Origin of the sequence: Ramlibacter agri, from assembly GCF_012927085.1 — a bacterium.
Taxonomy (GTDB): domain Bacteria; phylum Pseudomonadota; class Gammaproteobacteria; order Burkholderiales; family Burkholderiaceae_C; genus Ramlibacter; species Ramlibacter agri.
On record NZ_JABBFX010000001.1, the window covers coordinates 2,166,092 to 2,183,399 of the forward strand.

Genomic DNA, 17,308 nt, shown 5'->3' on the forward strand with positions numbered 1-17,308 from the left:
TCCGTGACATCGTCATCGGGACGCCCGCCTGGGCCACATCCGGCGGAAGACGGCGTCATGGTTCACCAGCAGGTGCTTCAGCGCGGCCAGCACGTGCAGCACCACCAGGATCACCAGCAGCCACACCAGCGTCGAGTGGATCTCGAAGAACTGCTGGGCGGTCGCGCGGTCGGGCGTCACGCCGGCGGGCAAAGGGATGCCGAAGAAGGCGAGGCCGGCGCGCGAGTACTCGCTTCCGATGATGCCGGTCAGCGGCAGCAGCAGCATCCACAGGTACAGCAGCCAGTGCGTCCAGTGCGATACCTTCACCTGCCACGCAGGCATGTCCGAGGGCAGCGGCGCCGGCTTGTGGAAAGCGCGCCAGAGCAGGCGCAGCACCACCAGCGTGAACACGATGAGGCCGACGGAGCGGTGGATGCCGAACCAGTAAGGGCCTTGCGGCTCGCGCTCGATGGTCATCATCCACCAGCCCAGGCTGGCCATGAAGACGATGAGGGCGGCCAGCACCCAGTGCAGGACGATGGCTGGCGTGGAGTAGCGCCAGGAGACGGGTTCTTGCCGGGGTGCCATGCCGTCCATCGTATGCATCCGATGCGCCGCGTGTGTCAACATTCGCCGCACCAGGAGTAAGCGAATGCTGACCCGCGTCATCCCTTCCACCGGAGAAGCGCTGCCCGTCATCGGCTGCGGCACCTACGTCGGCTTCGACCGCGCCCCGGGCACGGCCGGGTTCGATCGGCTGCCGGGCGTGGTGCAAGCCCTCTTCGACGCGGGCGGCAGCGTCATCGACAGCTCGCCCATGTACGGCAAGGCGGAGGCGGCGGTCGGCCAGGTGCTGGCGCGTCTGGGCCAGCGCGAGCGTGCCTTCCTCGCCACCAAGGTCTGGACCAGCGGCCGCGCCGCGGGCATCCGGCAGATGGAGAACTCGCTTCAGTTGCTGGGCGCGGACAGCATCGACTTGCTGCAGGTGCACAACCTGCTGGACTGGCAAAACCAGCTGGCGAGCCTGCGGCAGTGGAAGGCGGCCGGGCGCATCCGCTACCTGGGCATCACCCACTACACGTCATCTGCTTATGCGGACGTGGAAGAGGTCCTGCGCGGCGAGGCGCTGGATTTCCTGCAGGTCAACTATTCACTGGAAGACCAGGGCGCGGCCCGGCGCCTGCTGCCGCTGGCCGCCGAGCGCGGCGTGGCGGTGCTGGTGAACATGCCCTTCGGCGGCGGCCGCATGATGCGCCGGCTGCGCGACAAGCCGCTGCCTTCCTGGGCGGAGGAAATCGGCTGCAAGAGCTGGAGCCAGGTGTTGCTGAAGTTCGTGCTGGGGCATCCGGCGGTGACCTGCGCGATCCCGGGCAGCGGCAGTCCGGAGCACATGGCGCAGAACGCGGCGGCGGGGGAGGGGGTGATCCCGGAGATGTCCTATTGGAAGGACAAGAAGCTGCCCTGAAAGTGGCTTTACGAATCGGATACAAAGCGCAACAGTATCATCCGCGGGTTGCTTCCATCGCCGCCGGCAGGTTTTCCCGCATGTCCATGGTCAAGCTGGCGCTGAGGCGCCCGTACACGTTCATCGTGATGGCGATGCTGATCGTCCTGGCCGCGCCGCTGGCGCTGCGCAACATGGCGACCGACATCTTCCCCGAGATCAACATCCCGGTGGTCTCCATCATCTGGAGCTACAACGGCCTGCCGGCCCAGGAGATGGGCGCCCGGGTCGCCGCCTCCAGCGAGCGCGGGCTGACCACCACGGTCAGCGACATCGAGCACATCGAGTCGACCTCGTTGCCCGGCATCTCGATCGTCAAGATCTTCTTCCAGCCCAACGCCAACATCCAGTCGGCCATCGCCCAGACCGTGGCCGCGGTGCAGACGCAGGTGCGCCAGATGCCGCCCGGCATGCTGCCGCCGCTGGTGATCAAGTATTCTGCCTCCAGCATCCCGGTGGTGCAGCTGGCCCTCTCCAGCAGCACGCTGCCGGAGCAGTCGGTGTTCGACTCCGCCGTCAACCAGCTACGCCCGCGCCTGGTCACCATTCCCGGCGCCGCCATTCCCTTCCCCTATGGCGGCAAGGTCAAGGTGATCTCGGTCGACCTGGACACCCAGGCCCTGCAGGCGCGCGGCATGGCGCCGGCCGACGTGGTCAACGCCATCAGCGCGCAGAACCTGATCCTGCCTTCCGGCACGGCCAAGCTGGGCGAGACCGAATACACGGTGCGCATGAACGGTTCGCCGGACGCCATCGCCGGCCTCAACGACCTGCCGGTGCGCACCACGAACGGCGCCACCACCTACCTGCGCGACGTGGCCAACGTGCGCGACGGCTTCAACCCGCAGACCAACGTGGTGCGGCAGGACGGCCAGCGCGGCGTGCTGCTGTCGGTGCTGAAGAACGGCGGCGCCTCCACGCTGGACATCGTCAACGGCATCCGCGACATGCTGCCGCAGGTGGCCGCCACCTTGCCGCCGGACATCAAGATCGCCACGCTGTTCGACCAGTCGATCTTCGTCAAGGCCGCGGTCAAGGGCGTGGTGTCCGAAGCGCTGATTGCCGCCGCCCTGACCGCCGCCATGGTGCTGCTGTTCCTGGGCAACTGGCGCAGCACGCTGATCATCGCCCTGACGATTCCGCTGTCCATCCTGGCGGCCATCCTGGTGCTGTTCGCGCTGGGCGAGACGCTCAACATCATGACGCTGGGCGGGCTGGCGCTCTCGGTGGGCATCCTGGTCGACCAGGCCATCGTGACCATCGAGAACATCGAGCGCCACCTGCACCTGGGCAAGCCGCTGGTGGAGGCCATCGAGGTCGGCGCCGGCGAAATCGGCGTGCCGGCTTTCGTCTCCACGCTGTGCATCTGCATCGTGTTCGTGCCGATGTTCTTCCTCTCCGGCGTGGCGCGCTACCTGTTCGTGCCGCTGGCCGAGGCGGTGGTGTTCGCGATGATCGCGTCCTACTTCCTCTCGCGTTCGCTGGTGCCCACGCTGGTGATGTTGCTGATGGGGAACGCGCACAAGCCGGGCGGCAAGCCCAGCGCGCTGCAGCGCGTGTACCTGGCCTTCGACGCGCAGTTCGAGCACCTGCGCCGCGCCTACGCGCTGGCGCTGTCCTCGCTGCTGGTGCATCGCAGGCGCTTCGGCCTCACCTTCCTGGCCTTCTGCCTGCTGTCCTGCCTGCTGGTGCCCGTGCTGGGGCGCGACTTCTTCCCCACCGTCGACGCCGGCCAGATCCGCCTGCACATGCGCACGGCCACCGGCACCCGCATCGAGGAGACGGCGCAGATCGCCGACAAGGTGGAGCAAGCCATCCGCCAGGTCATTCCCAAGGAAGAACTGGAGACGGTGCTGGACAACCTGGGCATCCCCAACTCCGGCATCAACCTGTCGTACAGCAACGCCGGCACCATCGGCACGCTGGACGGCGAGATCCTGCTGTCCTTGCGCGAAGGCCACCAGCCCACCGAGCACTGGGTGACCCTGCTGCGCAGCGAGCTGCCCAAGCGCTTCCCCGGCGTGGAGTTCTTTTTCCAGCCGGCGGACATCGTCACGCAGATCCTCAACTTCGGCCTGCCGGCGGCCATCGACGTGCAGTTCACCGGCAACGACGTCGAGGGCAACGCGGCGCTGGCGGCGGAGCTGACCAAGGAAATCCGCAAGATCCCCGGCGCGGTCGACGCCCACGTGCACCAGCGCCTGGACGGCCCGGCCCTCAACCTGCAGATGGACCGCACGCGGCTGCAGGCCATGGGCATCTCGCCGCAGAACGTGGGCCAGAACGTGCTGATCGCGCTTTCGGGCACGGCGCAGACTTCGCCTTCCTACTGGCTCAACCCGAACAACGGCGTGGTCTACAGCATCGTGGTGCAGAGCCCGCAGTACCAGGTGGACAGCATCGATTCGCTGCTGTCCATCCCGGTGGTGGGCGGCGGCTCCGGCAGCGTGCAGCAGCAGCAACAGCTGCTGGGCAACCTGGTGGAGGCGCAGCGCACGCGCCAGCTGCCCATCGTCTCGCGCTACAACATCTCGCCTTCGCTGGATGTCTACGTCAGCGTGCAGGGCACGGACCTGGCGTCCGTGGCCACGGAGGTGCGCAAGGCCATCCAGAAGATCGAGCCCAAGCTGAAGCGCGGCAACCAGGTGGTGTTGCGCGGCCAGGTGCAGACGATGCAGTCGTCCTTCGCCGGCCTCGGCCTCGGCCTGGCGATGGCCATCGTGCTGGTCTACCTGCTGGTGGTGGTGAACTTCCAGTCGTGGATCGACGCCGCGATCATCATCATGGCGCTGCCCGCCGCGCTGGCCGGCATCGCGTGGATGCTGTTCATCACTGGAACGACCTTGAGCGTGCCCGCTCTCACGGGGGCGATCATGACCATGGGCGTGGCCACAGCCAACTCGATCCTGGTGGTGGCCTTCGCGCGCCAGCAGCGCGAGGCCGGCTCCACGCCGCTGGCTGCGGCGCTGGAAGCAGGCGCCACGCGCATCCGGCCGGTGCTGATGACCGCGCTGGCGATGATCATCGGCATGATCCCCATGGCCCTGGGCCTGGGCGAGGGCGGCGAGCAGAACGCGCCGCTGGGCCGCGCCGTCATCGGCGGCCTGCTGTTTGCTACCGTCTCCACGCTGCTGTTCGTGCCGGTGCTGTACGCCGGCGTGCACCAGCGGCTCGCGCAGCGTGCTGCGCGCCGCCATCCCCCGTCGCTGCCGCAGGACGCCTTGCCGCAAGAAGGCTGAACAACAATGTCGCAATCCAGTCATTCGAATCTCGCGATCCACCCCGTCGAAGGGGAGGAGGGTGAGCTGCTGCGCCGCAAGCAGGTGGCGCGCCGGGCCCGCATCGCCACCGCCGTCGTGCTGGTGCTGCTGGCGCTGGGTGCCGCCCGCACCGTGTTCGTGCGCGTGCACAACGCCCACACGCTGGAGGCGCGCGCGGAAGAGAGCACCCAGCAGTACGTGCGCACGACCACCGTGCGCGCGGCCGGCGCAGCGCAGACGCTGCAGCTGCCCGGCACCTTGCAGGGCTACGTGCAGGCGCCGGTGTCGGCGCGCGCCGGCGGCTACCTGCGGCGCTGGAGCAAGGACATCGGCAGCCGCGTGCAGCAGGGCGAGCTGCTGGCCGAGATCGAAACGCCGGAACTGGACCAGCAGCTGTCGCAAGCGATCGCCGCGCGCAACCAGACGGCCGCCAGCCTGGACCTGGCGCGCACGACGGTCGAACGCTGGGAGGCGCTGCGCAAGCGTGACGCCGTGTCGCAGCAGGAGCTGGAAGAGCGCCGCAGCGCCTACACACAGGCCAGGGCCAACCTCGCCGGCGCCGACGCCAACGTCGAACGCCTGCGCCAGCTGGAAGGCTTCAAGCGCGTGCTGGCGCCGTTCTCGGGCGTCATCACCAAGCGCAACGTCGACATCGGCGACCTGATCGACAGCAACAAGCCGCTGTTCCTGCTGTCGCAGACCGATCCGCTGCGGGTCTACGTCAGCGTGCCGCAGGCTTACGCGCAGCTGGTCAAGCAGGGCCAGCCGGCCAAGGTGACGCAGACCGAACTGCGCGGGCGCGTGTTCGCCGGCCAGGTGGCGCGCACCTCGGGCTCCATCGACATCGCCACACGCACCATGCAGGCGGAAGTGATGCTGCCGAACAAGGACGGCGCGCTGCTGCCCGGCGCCTTCGTCCAGGTCGAACTTGCCGCGGCCGCGAGCGGCGCGCTGACCATCCCATCCAACGCGCTGCTGTTCCGCGCGCAGGGCGTGCTGGTCGCGCGTGTCGATGCCGGCGGCGTCGTGCGGCTGATCCCGGTGAAGCTGGGACGCAACTTCGGCGACACGGTCGAAGTGCTCGATGGCCTGAAGGGCAATGAGACGCTGGTGCTGAACCCGTCCGATTCGCTGGCCGAAGGCGACAAGGTCCAGGCCGTGGCGGACGCGAAGCAGCCTGGCGCGGCGCCGGCCAAGGTCACGCCGTGATGCGCGCGCTCGTGCTCGCCGGCGTCGCGGCGCTGCTGGCCGGCTGCGCCACCGCGCCGCCCTACCAGAAGCCGGACGTGGAGATGCCCACGGCCTGGAAGGTGGAAGAACCGTGGAAGCCGGCCCAGCCCGGCGACACGCTGGCGCGCGGCGACTGGTGGATGCGCTTCAGCGACCCGCAACTGGACGCGCTGCAGCAGCAGGCGCTGGTCGCCAGCCCCACGCTGGCCGCGGCGACGGCGCGGCTTGCGCAGGCGCGCGCGAGTGTGCAGGTGGCGAACTCGAGCCTGTTCCCGCAGGTGGGCCTGGCGGCGCGGACGGCGCGGCAGGAGATCTCCGCCAACCGGCCGCTCACCAACTACAACTCGCAGAACTTCCAGACCGTCCAGAACGATTTCTCGGCTTCGCTGAACGTCTCCTACGAAGCGGACCTGTTCGGCCGCGTGCGCAACACCGTCTCGGCGGCGCAGGCGAGCGCGGAGCAGAGCGCGGCCGACCTGCAGAACGTCCGGCTGGTGCTGGGCGCGGACCTCGCCACGGCCTACTTCAACCTGCGCGAGCTGGACATCGAGCTGGACGTGCTGGCGCAGTCGATCGCGCTGCAGCGTCGCGCGCTGGAGTTCATCTCGGCGCGGCACGAGCTGGGCGCGACCTCCGGGCTGGACGTCGCGCAGCAGCAGGCCTTGTTGGACAACACGCTGACGCAGGTGGACGTGCTGAAGCGCCAGCGCTCGCAGTTCCAGGACGCCATCGCCACCCTGGTGGGCCGGCCCGCGCCGGTGTTCGAGCTGGCGCCCTCGGTCGCGCCGCGCAGCGCGCCGGCCATTCCGCTGGGGCTGCCATCGGACCTGCTGCAACGCCGGCCCGATGTCGCCTCGGCCGAGCGCGCGATGGCCGCGGCCAACGCACAGATCGGCGTGGCGCGCGCGGCCTATTACCCGAGCATCATGCTGGGCGCCACCTTCGGCGGCGACACGCGCAACTTCCCGACGATCTTCGATGCGCCCAGCCTGCTGTGGTCGCTGGGCGTGTCGGTGCTGCAGCCGGTGTTCGACGCCGGCCGCACCGATGCCAACGTGGCGATCGCCGAAGCGGGTTACCAGGTCACGGCCAACAACTACAAGCGCACGGTGCTGACGGCGATGCAGGAGGTGCAGGACGGCATCACCGGCAGCGCCTCGCTCGATCGCGCGCTGGCTCAGGCCCGGCTGGCGGAGGCGAGCGCGCGCAAGGTACTGCAGCTGGCGACGGACCGCTATGAAGGCGGCGCCGCGACTTCGCTGGACGTGATCACGGCGCAGCAGGCGCTGTTGAATGCGCAGCGACAGGTAGCGCAACTGCTGGGACAGCGGATGCTGGTGGCGGTGTTCCTCGTCAAGGCGCTGGGCGGGGATTGGGTCCCTACTTCTTGAACGCCTCCACGACCGCCTTGTTGAACGCCGGCAGGTCCCCCGGCTTGCGGCTCGTCACCCAGTTGCCGTCGCGCACCACTTCCTCGTCGACCCACTCGGCGCCCGCGTTGCGCAGGTCGTCCTGCAGCGACGGCCAGCTGGTCACCTTGCGGCCCTTCACCAGCCCGGCCGACACCAGCAGCCAGGGCGCATGGCAGATCACCCCGAAGGGCTTGCCGGCCTTCTGCATGGCTTGAACGAACTGCTGGGCGTGCATGCTCATGCGGATCTTGTCGGCGTTCTGCACGCCGCCGGGCAACAGCACCGCGTCGAAGTCTTCCGGCTTCGCTTCCTCGAAGGTGAGGTCGACGTCGAACTTGTCGGCCGGCTTGTCGTGGTTCCAGCCCTGCACCTGGCCCTTGTGGATGGACAGCAGCTTCGTCGTGGCGCCTGCGTCCTGCACCGCCTTGCGCGGTTCGGTCATCTCGACCTGCTCGAAGCCGTCGTCGGCGAGGATGGCGACGCGGCAGCCGCTGAGTGTGTTCTGGGGCATGGTGGGCTCTCCTGTCTGCGGAAAGGATACGCCGCCCTCGCGGAACAAGGGCGTCCATTCCGGGCCGCACGGCGCCGTCAGCCGAAAGCCTCCCAGCTCGATGCTCAGCGCGTGCAGCCACAGCCTTTCCACGCCCAGCCACGCCGCCACCGCCCGGTTGTGCTGGCCCTTGCCATGCGTGCTGTCGCCCACCAGCGGATGGGCGATGTGCTTGAAGTGGCGGCGGATCTGGTGGCGGCGGCCGCTCAGCGGTTCGGCCAGCACCAGCGCGTAGCGGCTGGTCGCATGCCGCGCATCCACAGCGAAAGGCCATTCGAAGCAGGCCAGGCGCTGGAAGCGGGTGACGGCGGGCAGCCGCGGCTGGCCAGCCGAGGGCAGCTCCGGGTCGCGCGCCAGCGGCTGTTCTATGACGCCGTGCTCGGCCGGCCAGCCGCGCACCAGGGCCAGGTACTGCTTGTGGACGTCTCTGCCTTCGAAGGCCGCGCCCCAGCGCCGCGCCGCCTGCGCATCGCGCGCGAACAGCAGCACGCCGCTGGTGCCCTTGTCCAGCCGATGCAGTGTCCACACCGGTTCGCCCAGCTGCTCGCGCAGCAGCCCGACCGCCGTGCGCTCCTCGTGCGCGTCGAGCGCGCTCGGGTGCACCAGCAGGCCGGCCGGCTTGTCGATGGCGACGAGCTCTTCGTCGCGGTACAGGATGCGCAGCGGGGTCTCAACCATCCAATTCCGGATACCGGCGGAAGATCCCCTCCTGGTTGAACGCCAGCCGCCGCTCGCTCGCGAAGTAATCGCGCAGCTTGCGATGCCTGGCAATCCCCGCGTGCAGCGCCGCGACCTTCGGCGCCTTCTTCAGCACCCGCTTCGTCGCCTTCGGGAACGCATACAGCAGTCCATCCACCAGCTGGAACAGCGACAGGTCCGCATAACTCACGCTGCCGCCCACCAGCCGCGGCACGGCCGCCTCGGCATTGCGCGGGTTGCGCTCCAGGATGGCTTCGAACCAGGCCATGAACTTGGTCAACCGGTTCTTGCGGAAGTCCTCGGCCCGCCGCTTGGCCTCGGCCTCCTGGTCTTCGTAGTACAGCCCGCTGCCGATCGGATGGTGCGTATCGTGCGCCTCCACCACCATGTCGGCGATGGTCAGCTGCACCTGGTGCGTCCACAGGCGGTCCGCTTCGCTGCGGCCCACCAGTCCCAGCTTGGGGCCGAGATGCAGCAGGATCGCCGCGGTCTGGCCGATCACCAGCTTGCCGTCGACCAGCACGGGGCACGCAAACGGCGGCCGCCGCACCGACTTGTCTTCCAGCAGGTGCAGCATGGCCGGCATGCCCAGGCCGTCACCGGCGTCCTCGCGGACCACGTCGACATAGGGTACGCCGGCGTATTCCAGGGCCAGCCGGACAAACTCGCCGCGGCCGGGAATGCTGGGCCAATAGTGCAATTCGTACGCCATGTCTTGTCTTTTTTAGCAGGAAAGTCCGCACTGTAAGTTGCTGTAAGCCTATACTGCGCCGCGTGCGCGCCAACCCGTTCGAGGAACATTTCGCCGCCGTCGCGGCCGAACGCGCCGCCTGGGACGCGGCGCGCAACCGCATGCCGGGCATGCCGGAATTCGACCACGAAACCTGGGAAGCGTGGTGCACCGCGGTCCGCCGCTCCGACGAGGCGCGGCGGGCGATGATGCAGGCCGTGGCGGGGCGGCCGTTTTCCATCTAGGCCTTCGTCTTCACCGCCCCCGCCAGCTGCAGCAGCGACTGCACCACCGCTTCCACCTGCTGCCGCGCCTTGTCGTCCTTCAGCTTGCCTTCGGCGTCGAAGGCCTCGTTGGCGCGCGACAGCGCGAACTGGCGCGGGTGCGCCAGCATCCCGAAGGCCATCTGGAAGTACTGCCGCAGGTAGTTCATCGCGCGCAGGCCGCCCAGCGCACCGGGTGAAGCCGACAGCAGCCCCAGCGGCTTGTTGGCCGTGGCCTGCAGGCCGGCCGGGCGCGAGGCGGCGGCCGGCGCGCGCGACAGCCAGTCGAAGGCGTTGATGACCAGCGGCGTCGGGAAGCCGTTGTATTCCGGCGTGACCACCAGCACGGCATCGGCTTGCATGATGGCTTCGATCAGCTCCACCGCGCCCGCGGGAACGCCTTGCTTCGCCTCGATGTCGCCGTCGTACAGCGGCAGCTCGAGCGCGCGCAGGTCCAGCAGGCGCGTGGCGGCGCCCTGCGCTTCGGCGATGCGCATGGCTGCGCGGGCCAGCGTGCAATTCAGCGAGCCCTGGCGCACGCTGCCGGGAATGACGAGGAGGGAGAGCTTGTCCATGCACCCATGCTAACCACATGGGCTGCACATCGCCGCACAATGCCAGCGGACCCCGGGGGAGATGCCATGAGAAGAATCCGATGGGCGCAGGTCGCGGCGAGCGCGGCAGCCCTGTTGATGCTGGCCGCCTGCGGCAAGCGCGAGGCGGCGCCAGGCGCGCCGGCCGGCGCGCAGGTGGTGCGCATCGGCCACGTGGCGCCGCTGTCCGGCCCGCAATCGCACTACGGCAAGGACAACGAGAACGGCGTGCGCATGGCGATAGACGAGCTCGATGCGCAGAACCTCACGATCGGCGGCAAGCCGGTGCACTTCGAGATCGAAGCCGAGGACGACGCCGGCGACCCGCGCCAGGGCGCCGCGGCCGCGCAGAAGCTGTGCGACCTGAAGGTGGCCGGCGTGGTGGGCCACCTCAATTCCGGCACCACCATCCCCGCGAGCAAGATCTACAACGACTGCGGCATCCCGCACATCACGCCTTCGGCCACCAACCCGGACATCACCAAGCCCGGCTTCAAGACCACCTTTCGCCTGATCGCCAACGACAACGACCTGGGCGCGGCAGTGGCCGTGTACGCGGCGAAGAAGCTCGGACTGAAGACCGTGGCCGTGGTCGACGACCGCACGGCCTTCGGCCAGGGCCTGGCCGAGGTCTTCCGCAAGACCGCCGAAGCCAATGGCATGCAGGTGGTGGACTCGCAGTTCACCACCGACAAGGCGACCGACTTCACGGCCATCCTCACTTCGATCCGCGCGAAGAACCCGGACGCCATCTTCTTCGGCGGCATGGACCCGCAAGCCGGGCCGATGCTGCGGCAGATGGAACAGCTCGGGCTGCAGAAGGTGCGCTTCCTCGGCGGCGACGGCATCTGCACCACCGAGATCGCCAAGCTCTCGGGCAACGCCCCCACGCTGGGCAACGTGGTGTGCGCCACCGGCGGCGCGTCGCTGGACAAGATGCCGGGCGGCAAGGCCTGGAAGGAAAAGTACGACAAGCTGTTCCCGGGCCAGTTCCAGATCTACAGCCCTTACGCCTACGACGCCACCTACGTGCTGGTCGATGCGATGAAGCGCGCCAACTCCACCGATCCCAAGGTCTACGTGCCCTTCCTCGCCAGCACCGACTTCCAGGGCGTGACGGCGCGGATCCAGTTCCTGCCGAACGGCGAGCTGAAGAATCCGGCCGTGAGCCTGTTCACGTTCAAGGACGGCGTGAAGACCCCCATCGAGTGAACGGCCGCGCAGTGCGCCGCGCACTGTCACGGAACCAAAGCTTTGTTACGCCGAATGCGCCCTTTGGCAGGAGCGCGCGACAGGACTTGCGGTGTACAAGCCCCACTGGCCCAGCCGTGCAAGCCAGGGAATGAAGGGGGGCATATGTTGCATCTCAACCTGTTCGGCCACCTGTCGGTGGCGAACTGCGACGGGCATTTGCCCGGTCCGTCCGTCGAGATCCCTGGGCGGCCAGGCAGCCTGCTCGCCTTCCTCGCGCTGGCGCGCGGCCGCTTCTTCGCCCGCAGCGAACTGCTGGCGGCGCTGTGGCCCGAACAGAGCGACGGCGGCAGCGTCCGCTCGCTGAACACCGCGCTGTGGCGCCTGCGCAAGGCGCTGGCCCGGCCGCCGCTGGAGCAGGACGCGGTGGTGGTCTGCGACCGCCGCGGCGCGCTGGGCGTGCCGCAGGAAGCGCAGCTGCGGCTGGACGTCGACGAATTCTCGCGGCTGGTCGGCCCCGCGCTCGACAAGCCCCTGGAGCAACTGGATGCGCCGCTGGTGGAGCAGCTGCGCCGCGGCGTGGCGCTGTACCACGACGACATCCTGGCCGGCTTCATCGACGACTGGGCGCTGCGGGCGCGCGAGCTGCATCGGCGCACCCTGCTCAATGCGCTGGGGCGGCTGATGCAGCTGTGCACGCTGGCGCAGGACTACGCGGGCGCGATCCGCCATGCGCAGGCCATCCTGGACCGCGACACCTTGCGCGAGGACGTGCACCGCGAGCTGATGCAGCTGTTCCTGCTGAATGGGCAGCGGGCGATGGCGCTGCAGCAGTTCGAGCAGTGCCGGCATGCCTTGCGCAAGGAATTGGCGATCGAGCCGATGCGGGAGACCCTGGCGGTGTACCAGAGGATTTCCGACAGCGCGGTTGGACGCGTGCAGGAGCCGGTGGCGCCTTTGCGGGTGCGGGAGGTTGAAAACGAATTGAGCCTGCGCGAGTTGGTCGGGCGCGCGCATTTCTATGCGGCGCAGGCGGATGCGAGGTTGCAGCGGGACGAGCGTTGATGCCCGTGTTCAATGGGTTGGCGTGGGAGTCGGCGTCGGGGTGGGAGTCGGCGTTGGTGCAGGGGTCGGTGTCGGTGTGGGCGTAGGTGTTGGCGTAGGCTCCGGATTGCTCCCCGGCGCCGGCACCCGCAGCGGCTCCGTCGACATGGCCGGCGGCGTCGCCGTTCGCACCGCTGCATCGACGCCGCCGCGCCGTGACTCCTCCGCCGTGCGCGCGCCGGTGATGCGTTCGTTCACCGCGCGTTCGCCGGCCAGCTCCACTTCGCGATCCGGGTTCAGGCTCGCGCTGCGCACGCGATCCGCCTGCGCCTGCGCGGCCAGCCGGTTCAGCGGGATCGCATCGGTGTGGAAGTTCAATTCCACCGACGACGTCAGGTCCGCACTGACGTTCATCTCCTCCGTCCCCTGCTGCCGGTCCGTGCTGACGAAGGCCACCGTGTTCTCGATGTCCGCACTCGCGCCCCAGGGCCCGAAGCCGAAGCTGCCGCCCGCCCGCACGCGGTTCTGCACGCTGCTCTGGCTGCCATGGTCCTGCGTCGCCGCGCTGCGCGTGTCGATGTGGAAACGCATGGCGGCGTTGATGCGGCCCGCGTCGATGACGATGCGCTGCATCCCCATCTGCACCATCGTCGCCAGCATCTGCTGCCGGCTGCGGGCCAGCTGGCGCCGCGCCAGCGGAACCAGCGCCTCGGGGTTGCTGGCGCTGAACTCCTGCCCCGGCTGCACGCCCAGCGCGGCGCGCAGCGCGTCCTCGGGTGGCATGCTGCCGCCGGCCTTCAGGCGCAGCCGCGGCGGCTCCACGTCCTCCGGGTCCGGCGGTGGCTCGCCCGGTTCGGGCGGGTCGGGCAGGTCCATCTCGAAGGCATCGGGGAAGTGATCCACCAGCCAGGCCCGCACCTGGATCTCGCTGGTCTGCGTCTGCTCGAAGCCGCCGGCCGTGGCCGACACCGCGTTCAGCAGCTGCAGGTATTGCTGCAGCTGGGCCTGGCTGGAGTCGTTCATGGCGCGGAACACGCCATTGAGCAGATCGGTGACGAAACGCGGAAACGAGATCGCCTGCAGCGTGTCGCGCGTCACGTCGCCGATGCGGCGCGCCGATTCGCCGAAGCCCGGCTGGTCGGCCAGTGACTGCGCCACCGGCTGCTTCGAAGCATCGATCTGCGCCTGCGCCGCATGTTCATCGGCGATGCAGTCGGCGGCGAGCTGGCCGACGCGCACCATCGCTTGCGCCAGCTCGCGCCTCTGGTCGGAAGGCATCTGCTGGTAACTGGGCGTGTCGTCCAGCACGCCGCGCACCGCGCGCCGCAGCCAGCCGGGCGGCGGGGCGGATTCGGGAGCCGGGCGCGCCTGCGCTTCAGGCCGCGAGGGCGAGGCGACGGCCGTCATTCGCTTCCCCCTCCGCCAGCCAGCGCTGCGCCTCCGCCATCAGGGTCTGCAGCGCCGCGGCCTGCGGGTCCACCGTGAAGCCTGAAGCCGCGCTCAGCGCCAGCCAGCGCAGCACCGCAGCGCCGGCCTGCGCCCGCAGCGCCAGGCTGCGCGCCCGTCCGCCGGTGGCGCCGCGCGAACGCTCGCTCAGCTCCACCAGCGCATAGAAGTCGCGCACGCCAAACGCCGTCTGCAAGGCGCGTGGCGTCAGCACGCCGACGGCGGCGCGCGCCTGCGCCAGCAGGTCGCCGGCCGCGGTCAGAGGTGCGCCTTCGAGGCGGTTGCCGCACAGGTCCAGCAAGGCGCTGGCCGCCTGCTGCAGGCCGACCTCTTCGCGCAGGTCGTGCTGGCCCGCGTTGTCGGCCAGCGCCACCAGCGCCTGGCACAGGCGCCGCATGCCCGGCTCGAAATCGCGCGGGTCGAACACCAGGCCCAGCAACTGCTGGCGCTCGCCTTGCGTGAGCCTTTGCCCGCGCCCGCGCCACCAGGCCTGCAGCGCGGCGCCGTGGTCAGGCAATGGCACCTGCACGGCGCCACTGGCCCACAGGCCCGCCACGGTGTCGGCCGCCTGCAGCACGCCGGCCTGGTCCAGGCCGTAGACCCAGTACAGCGTGGGCAGCGCCGCCAGCACGCTGGCGTTCTGCGAAGGCACGGCCGGCGAGGGCAGGTCGATGTCGCCCAGCGAGGCGAGGGCCAGCGCCAGGATCTGCGGTGTCCATTCCTGCGCCGCGGAGAGCGCGGAGGACAGCGCCAGCGCTTCTTCGCTGGCATCCTGCTCGGCGAGCGGAACGAGTACGGCGCTGTCCATGGCATTCGCCTCAAACGCGCGCGGGGACGGACGCCGCCGTCGGCGCGGGCACGGCAGGCGCAGATCCCGGCGCTGCCGCCGGCCGCGGTGGGTTCGGATCGAAGGGCGTGGCATTGCCCTGGATCGAAGCGATCATCCCCGGCGAAGCCAGCTTCTCCATCGGGAAGTAGTCGCTCTTGAAGTTGACGCGCACCTCGCCGGTCAGCTTGGCCTTCAGTTCGGCCTTGGATTCGCTGCTCTCGTCCACCGAGGACTGAACCGTCGTCATGTGCTGCTGCTCGTTGACGTTCACCGAACCGGCCGCGCCCCAGGGCAGGGCGAAGCCGCCGGCCGACACGTTCTTGTTGCTGCTCTGGTCGCGGTCGTACAGCGAGGCACGGGCGCGCCGCTTGGCCTCGTCGCTGGCGCGGAAGTCGAACATCACCTTGGCGTTGATCAGGCCGTCGGTGACGACGATGCGGTTGATCCCCAGCAGCACCATCGACGACAGCATCTGCTGGCGCATGCGCGCCATCTGCAGCCGCGCTGCCGTCACCAGCCGCGTCTCCTGCTCGGGGTCGCTCAAGTCGGTGATGGGCTTCAGCAGCTGCTGCTCCTGGTTGATGCGGCGCAGCGCTGCGTCCTGGTCCTCGCCCTGCACGGCGAGGTGCGGGCCGGCGTTGTCGTCGTCTTCGCCGCCGGTCGCGATGGTCAAGTCCTCGGGGTAGCGCTCGGTCAGCCAGTCGCGCGCGTTGTTCATCGTGATGTTGTCCTGCGCGAACTGGTCCACCGTCTGCGCCACGGCCTTCAGCAGCTTGCCGTAAGCCTCCATCTGCTGGATGGACGCCGTGACGATGGCCTGGAACACGTTCTGGATCAAGCCGCCGACGAAGGCCGGGAAGTCCACGGCGCCGACGAGATTCTTGAACTCCTGCGTGCCCTGCTGCAGGGCGCCGGCCTTGAAGTCGGCGCCGGCAAAGGTGCCCAGCTTGTCGGAGGCCTTGTCCTTGGCGCCGTCGACGCCGCCGGCCATCGCCTGCGCCATCTCCTTGTGCAACTGCGGGTCGGCGAACTCCTCGCGCGCCAGGCACTGCGGGTTGGCCATGTAGGTGGCCACCCGCACCATGGTCTGCGCGATGTCCTTCTGCTGCGCCGCCGGCAGGGCGGCGAAGCCGGGCGACTGCTCCAGCAGCGCGCGCACCTTCGGGCGCACGACTTCCAGCGTCGCGCCGTCCGGCGTGTGCAAGTCTGCGCCGGCGGGCAGGGCAGCGGGCGCCATGGCGGTCCTCCTTGCCGTGGGTCAGGGAGCCGGTGCCGGGGCCGGCGCGGCGGGGGCGGCAGGTGCGGGTGCTGCGGCAGGCGCGGTTGCCGGCGCGGCGGGGCGTTGCGGCCGCCCCGCCATCGTCTTCACCATGCCGGGCTGCGCGTTCATCTGGATCGCCGCGATGTTCTCCGGCGTCGCCATCTTCTCCAGCGGCAGGTAGTCGCTCTTGAAGTTGACCTCCACGTTCCCGAGCAGCGAAGCGCGCGACTGCAGCGAGGAATCGTCCGCCAGCCGCGAGCTGCTCATGGCCGTGATGATCGGCTTCTCCGAATACTTGTACGTGCCCTTGCTGTAGTAGCCCGCGCTGTCCGACGACACGGTGCCGTCCTTGTCGCGCGAGTAGCTGCCGCCCTTGGAGCCGGAGTCGTAGTCGCCTTCGAAACCCGAGGTCTTCTGCACGTTGCCGTAGGCGTCCTTGGCGTAGTCGAACTGCGTCGCGCTCGCCTGGTACTTGCGGTTGTCCTTGGCCTGGAAGTCGAACATCACCTTGGCCTGGATGCGGCCGTCGGTGACGACGATGCGGTTGATGCCCATCATCACCATCGTCGCCAGCAGCTGCTGGCGGCCGGTGGCGATCTGCGTGCGGGCCGCAGGCACCAGCAGCGCCTCGACCAGGTCGTCGTCCAGCTTCGTGATCGGCTTGTCCAGCGGCAGCGAGGCGTTCAGCCGGCCGATGGCGGCCTGCTCGTTGATGCCATCGCGCAGCACGACCTTCGGGCCCGCCGGCGCGCTGTCGTCGCCGAAGCTGCCGAAGGCGTCGTCGGCGCCCGGCATCTGCATCTGGAACAGGTCGGGGAACTGGTCCACCAGCTGGTCGCGGCCCTGGTTGTCGGTGGTGTTGTCGTCGCGGAACTGGTTGAGGCTCTTGGAGACGTCCGCCACCAGCTTGCCGTAGGCCTCCATCTGCTCGATGGAGCTCTTGACGATGCTGTGGAACACCCCTTCGATCAAGCCGCTGACGAAGGCCGGGAAGTTCACGCCCTGGATCAGCGCCACCGCCTGTTCGACGCCGGTGCTCACCGCCTGCCCGAACTTCGGCTGGTCCTTGGCGCTGGTGGACCCGGTGTCGGCCAGCGCCCGCACGTCCGCGCTCATGTGCTTCGGGGCGACCTTCATGCCCGGTTCGGCGAGGTAGCTGCTGATGTTCACCAGGTCGTGCGCCAGCGCCCTGCGGCTGTCTTCCGGCATCTGCGCATAGGCCTGCGTGCCTTCCAGCAGCTTGCGCACGCCGTCGCGCGCCGCCTGCAGGGTCTCGGCGCTGACCGGGGGCTTGGTGGCCGTGGGCATGGTGCT

15 protein-coding genes are annotated in these 17,308 nt (G+C 69.2%); 7 read left to right on the plus strand and 8 right to left on the minus strand.

What is annotated here, in order from left to right; translation table 11 throughout:
- Window positions 1-12: 12 nt before the first annotated feature.
- Window positions 13-570, minus strand: coding sequence for a cytochrome b (locus tag HHL11_RS10560; RefSeq protein WP_169418341.1), 558 nt, complete (start codon window positions 568-570; stop codon window positions 13-15).
- Between the two features lie 64 nt (window positions 571-634).
- Here HHL11_RS10560 and HHL11_RS10565 point away from each other — a divergent pair, with 64 nt between their 5' ends.
- The 4 genes from HHL11_RS10565 (at window position 635) to HHL11_RS10580 (ending at window position 7,367) form a co-directional block, all read left to right on the plus strand.
- Window positions 635-1,447, plus strand: a complete 813-nt coding sequence (locus HHL11_RS10565; RefSeq protein ID WP_240980051.1) for an aldo/keto reductase — start codon at window positions 635-637, stop codon at window positions 1,445-1,447.
- 80 nt (window positions 1,448-1,527) lie between these two features.
- Entirely contained in the window at window positions 1,528-4,725 is a 3,198-nt protein-coding gene (locus tag HHL11_RS10570) for an efflux RND transporter permease subunit (protein WP_169418343.1), read from the plus strand.
- Window positions 4,726-4,731: 6 nt separating this feature from the next.
- Window positions 4,732-5,955 carry an efflux RND transporter periplasmic adaptor subunit gene (locus HHL11_RS10575; protein ID WP_169418344.1) on the plus strand — a complete coding sequence of 408 codons (1,224 nt, stop codon included), beginning with the start codon at window positions 4,732-4,734 and terminating at the stop codon, window positions 5,953-5,955.
- Window positions 5,955-7,367, plus strand: coding sequence for an efflux transporter outer membrane subunit (locus tag HHL11_RS10580; RefSeq protein WP_169419999.1), 1,413 nt, complete (start codon window positions 5,955-5,957; stop codon window positions 7,365-7,367). The genes HHL11_RS10575 and HHL11_RS10580 overlap by 1 nt, the downstream gene beginning before the upstream one ends.
- Here HHL11_RS10580 and HHL11_RS34920 read toward each other — a convergent pair.
- Together HHL11_RS34920 and HHL11_RS10595 are read right to left on the minus strand one after the other, a co-directional pair.
- Complete coding sequence (locus HHL11_RS34920) at window positions 7,357-8,616, minus strand: DJ-1/PfpI/YhbO family deglycase/protease (protein WP_425355191.1); 1,260 nt, start codon at window positions 8,614-8,616, stop codon at window positions 7,357-7,359. The two genes, HHL11_RS10580 and HHL11_RS34920, sit on opposite strands and share 11 nt — an antisense overlap.
- The gene (locus HHL11_RS10595; protein ID WP_169418345.1) at window positions 8,609-9,349 is read right to left on the minus strand and encodes a glutathione S-transferase; all 741 of its coding nucleotides are present in this window, start codon (window positions 9,347-9,349) and stop codon (window positions 8,609-8,611) included. Before HHL11_RS10595 ends, HHL11_RS34920 begins: the two co-directional genes overlap by 8 nt.
- 62 nt (window positions 9,350-9,411) lie before the next feature.
- Here HHL11_RS10595 and HHL11_RS10600 point away from each other — a divergent pair, with 62 nt between their 5' ends.
- Complete coding sequence (locus HHL11_RS10600; protein ID WP_169418346.1) at window positions 9,412-9,612, plus strand: hypothetical protein; 201 nt, start codon at window positions 9,412-9,414, stop codon at window positions 9,610-9,612.
- On the opposite strand, the gene HHL11_RS10605 is transcribed toward HHL11_RS10600, so the two are convergent.
- On the minus strand, window positions 9,609-10,205 hold the full coding sequence (locus HHL11_RS10605; RefSeq protein ID WP_169418347.1) for an NADPH-dependent FMN reductase: 597 nt from the start codon (window positions 10,203-10,205) through the stop codon (window positions 9,609-9,611). The genes HHL11_RS10600 and HHL11_RS10605 overlap by 4 nt on opposite strands.
- A gap of 117 nt (window positions 10,206-10,322) precedes the next feature.
- Here HHL11_RS10605 and HHL11_RS10610 point away from each other — a divergent pair, with 117 nt between their 5' ends.
- On the plus strand, window positions 10,323-11,435 hold the full coding sequence (locus HHL11_RS10610; protein WP_169420000.1) for a branched-chain amino acid ABC transporter substrate-binding protein: 1,113 nt from the start codon (window positions 10,323-10,325) through the stop codon (window positions 11,433-11,435).
- Window positions 11,436-11,579: 144 nt separating this feature from the next.
- Window positions 11,580-12,479: an AfsR/SARP family transcriptional regulator gene (locus tag HHL11_RS10615; RefSeq protein WP_169418348.1), complete on the plus strand. Its 900-nt coding sequence runs from the start codon at window positions 11,580-11,582 to the stop codon at window positions 12,477-12,479.
- 9 nt (window positions 12,480-12,488) lie between these two features.
- Here HHL11_RS10615 and HHL11_RS10620 read toward each other — a convergent pair whose 3' ends face one another.
- The 4 genes from HHL11_RS10620 to HHL11_RS10635 are packed head-to-tail and all read right to left on the minus strand — an operon-like array spanning window position 12,489 to window position 17,302.
- On the minus strand, window positions 12,489-13,865 hold the full coding sequence (locus tag HHL11_RS10620) for a hypothetical protein (RefSeq protein ID WP_169418349.1): 1,377 nt from the start codon (window positions 13,863-13,865) through the stop codon (window positions 12,489-12,491).
- Window positions 13,834-14,712, minus strand: coding sequence for a hypothetical protein (locus tag HHL11_RS10625; RefSeq protein ID WP_169418350.1), 879 nt, complete (start codon window positions 14,710-14,712; stop codon window positions 13,834-13,836). Before HHL11_RS10625 ends, HHL11_RS10620 begins: the two co-directional genes overlap by 32 nt.
- 10 nt (window positions 14,713-14,722) lie before the next feature.
- A complete protein-coding gene (locus HHL11_RS10630) occupies window positions 14,723-15,970 on the minus strand; it encodes a hypothetical protein (RefSeq protein ID WP_169418351.1) in 1,248 nt (415 codons plus the stop codon).
- A 21-nt stretch (window positions 15,971-15,991) separates the two neighbouring features.
- A complete protein-coding gene (locus HHL11_RS10635; protein WP_169418352.1) occupies window positions 15,992-17,302 on the minus strand; it encodes a hypothetical protein in 1,311 nt (436 codons plus the stop codon).
- Window positions 17,303-17,308: the final 6 nt, after the last annotated feature.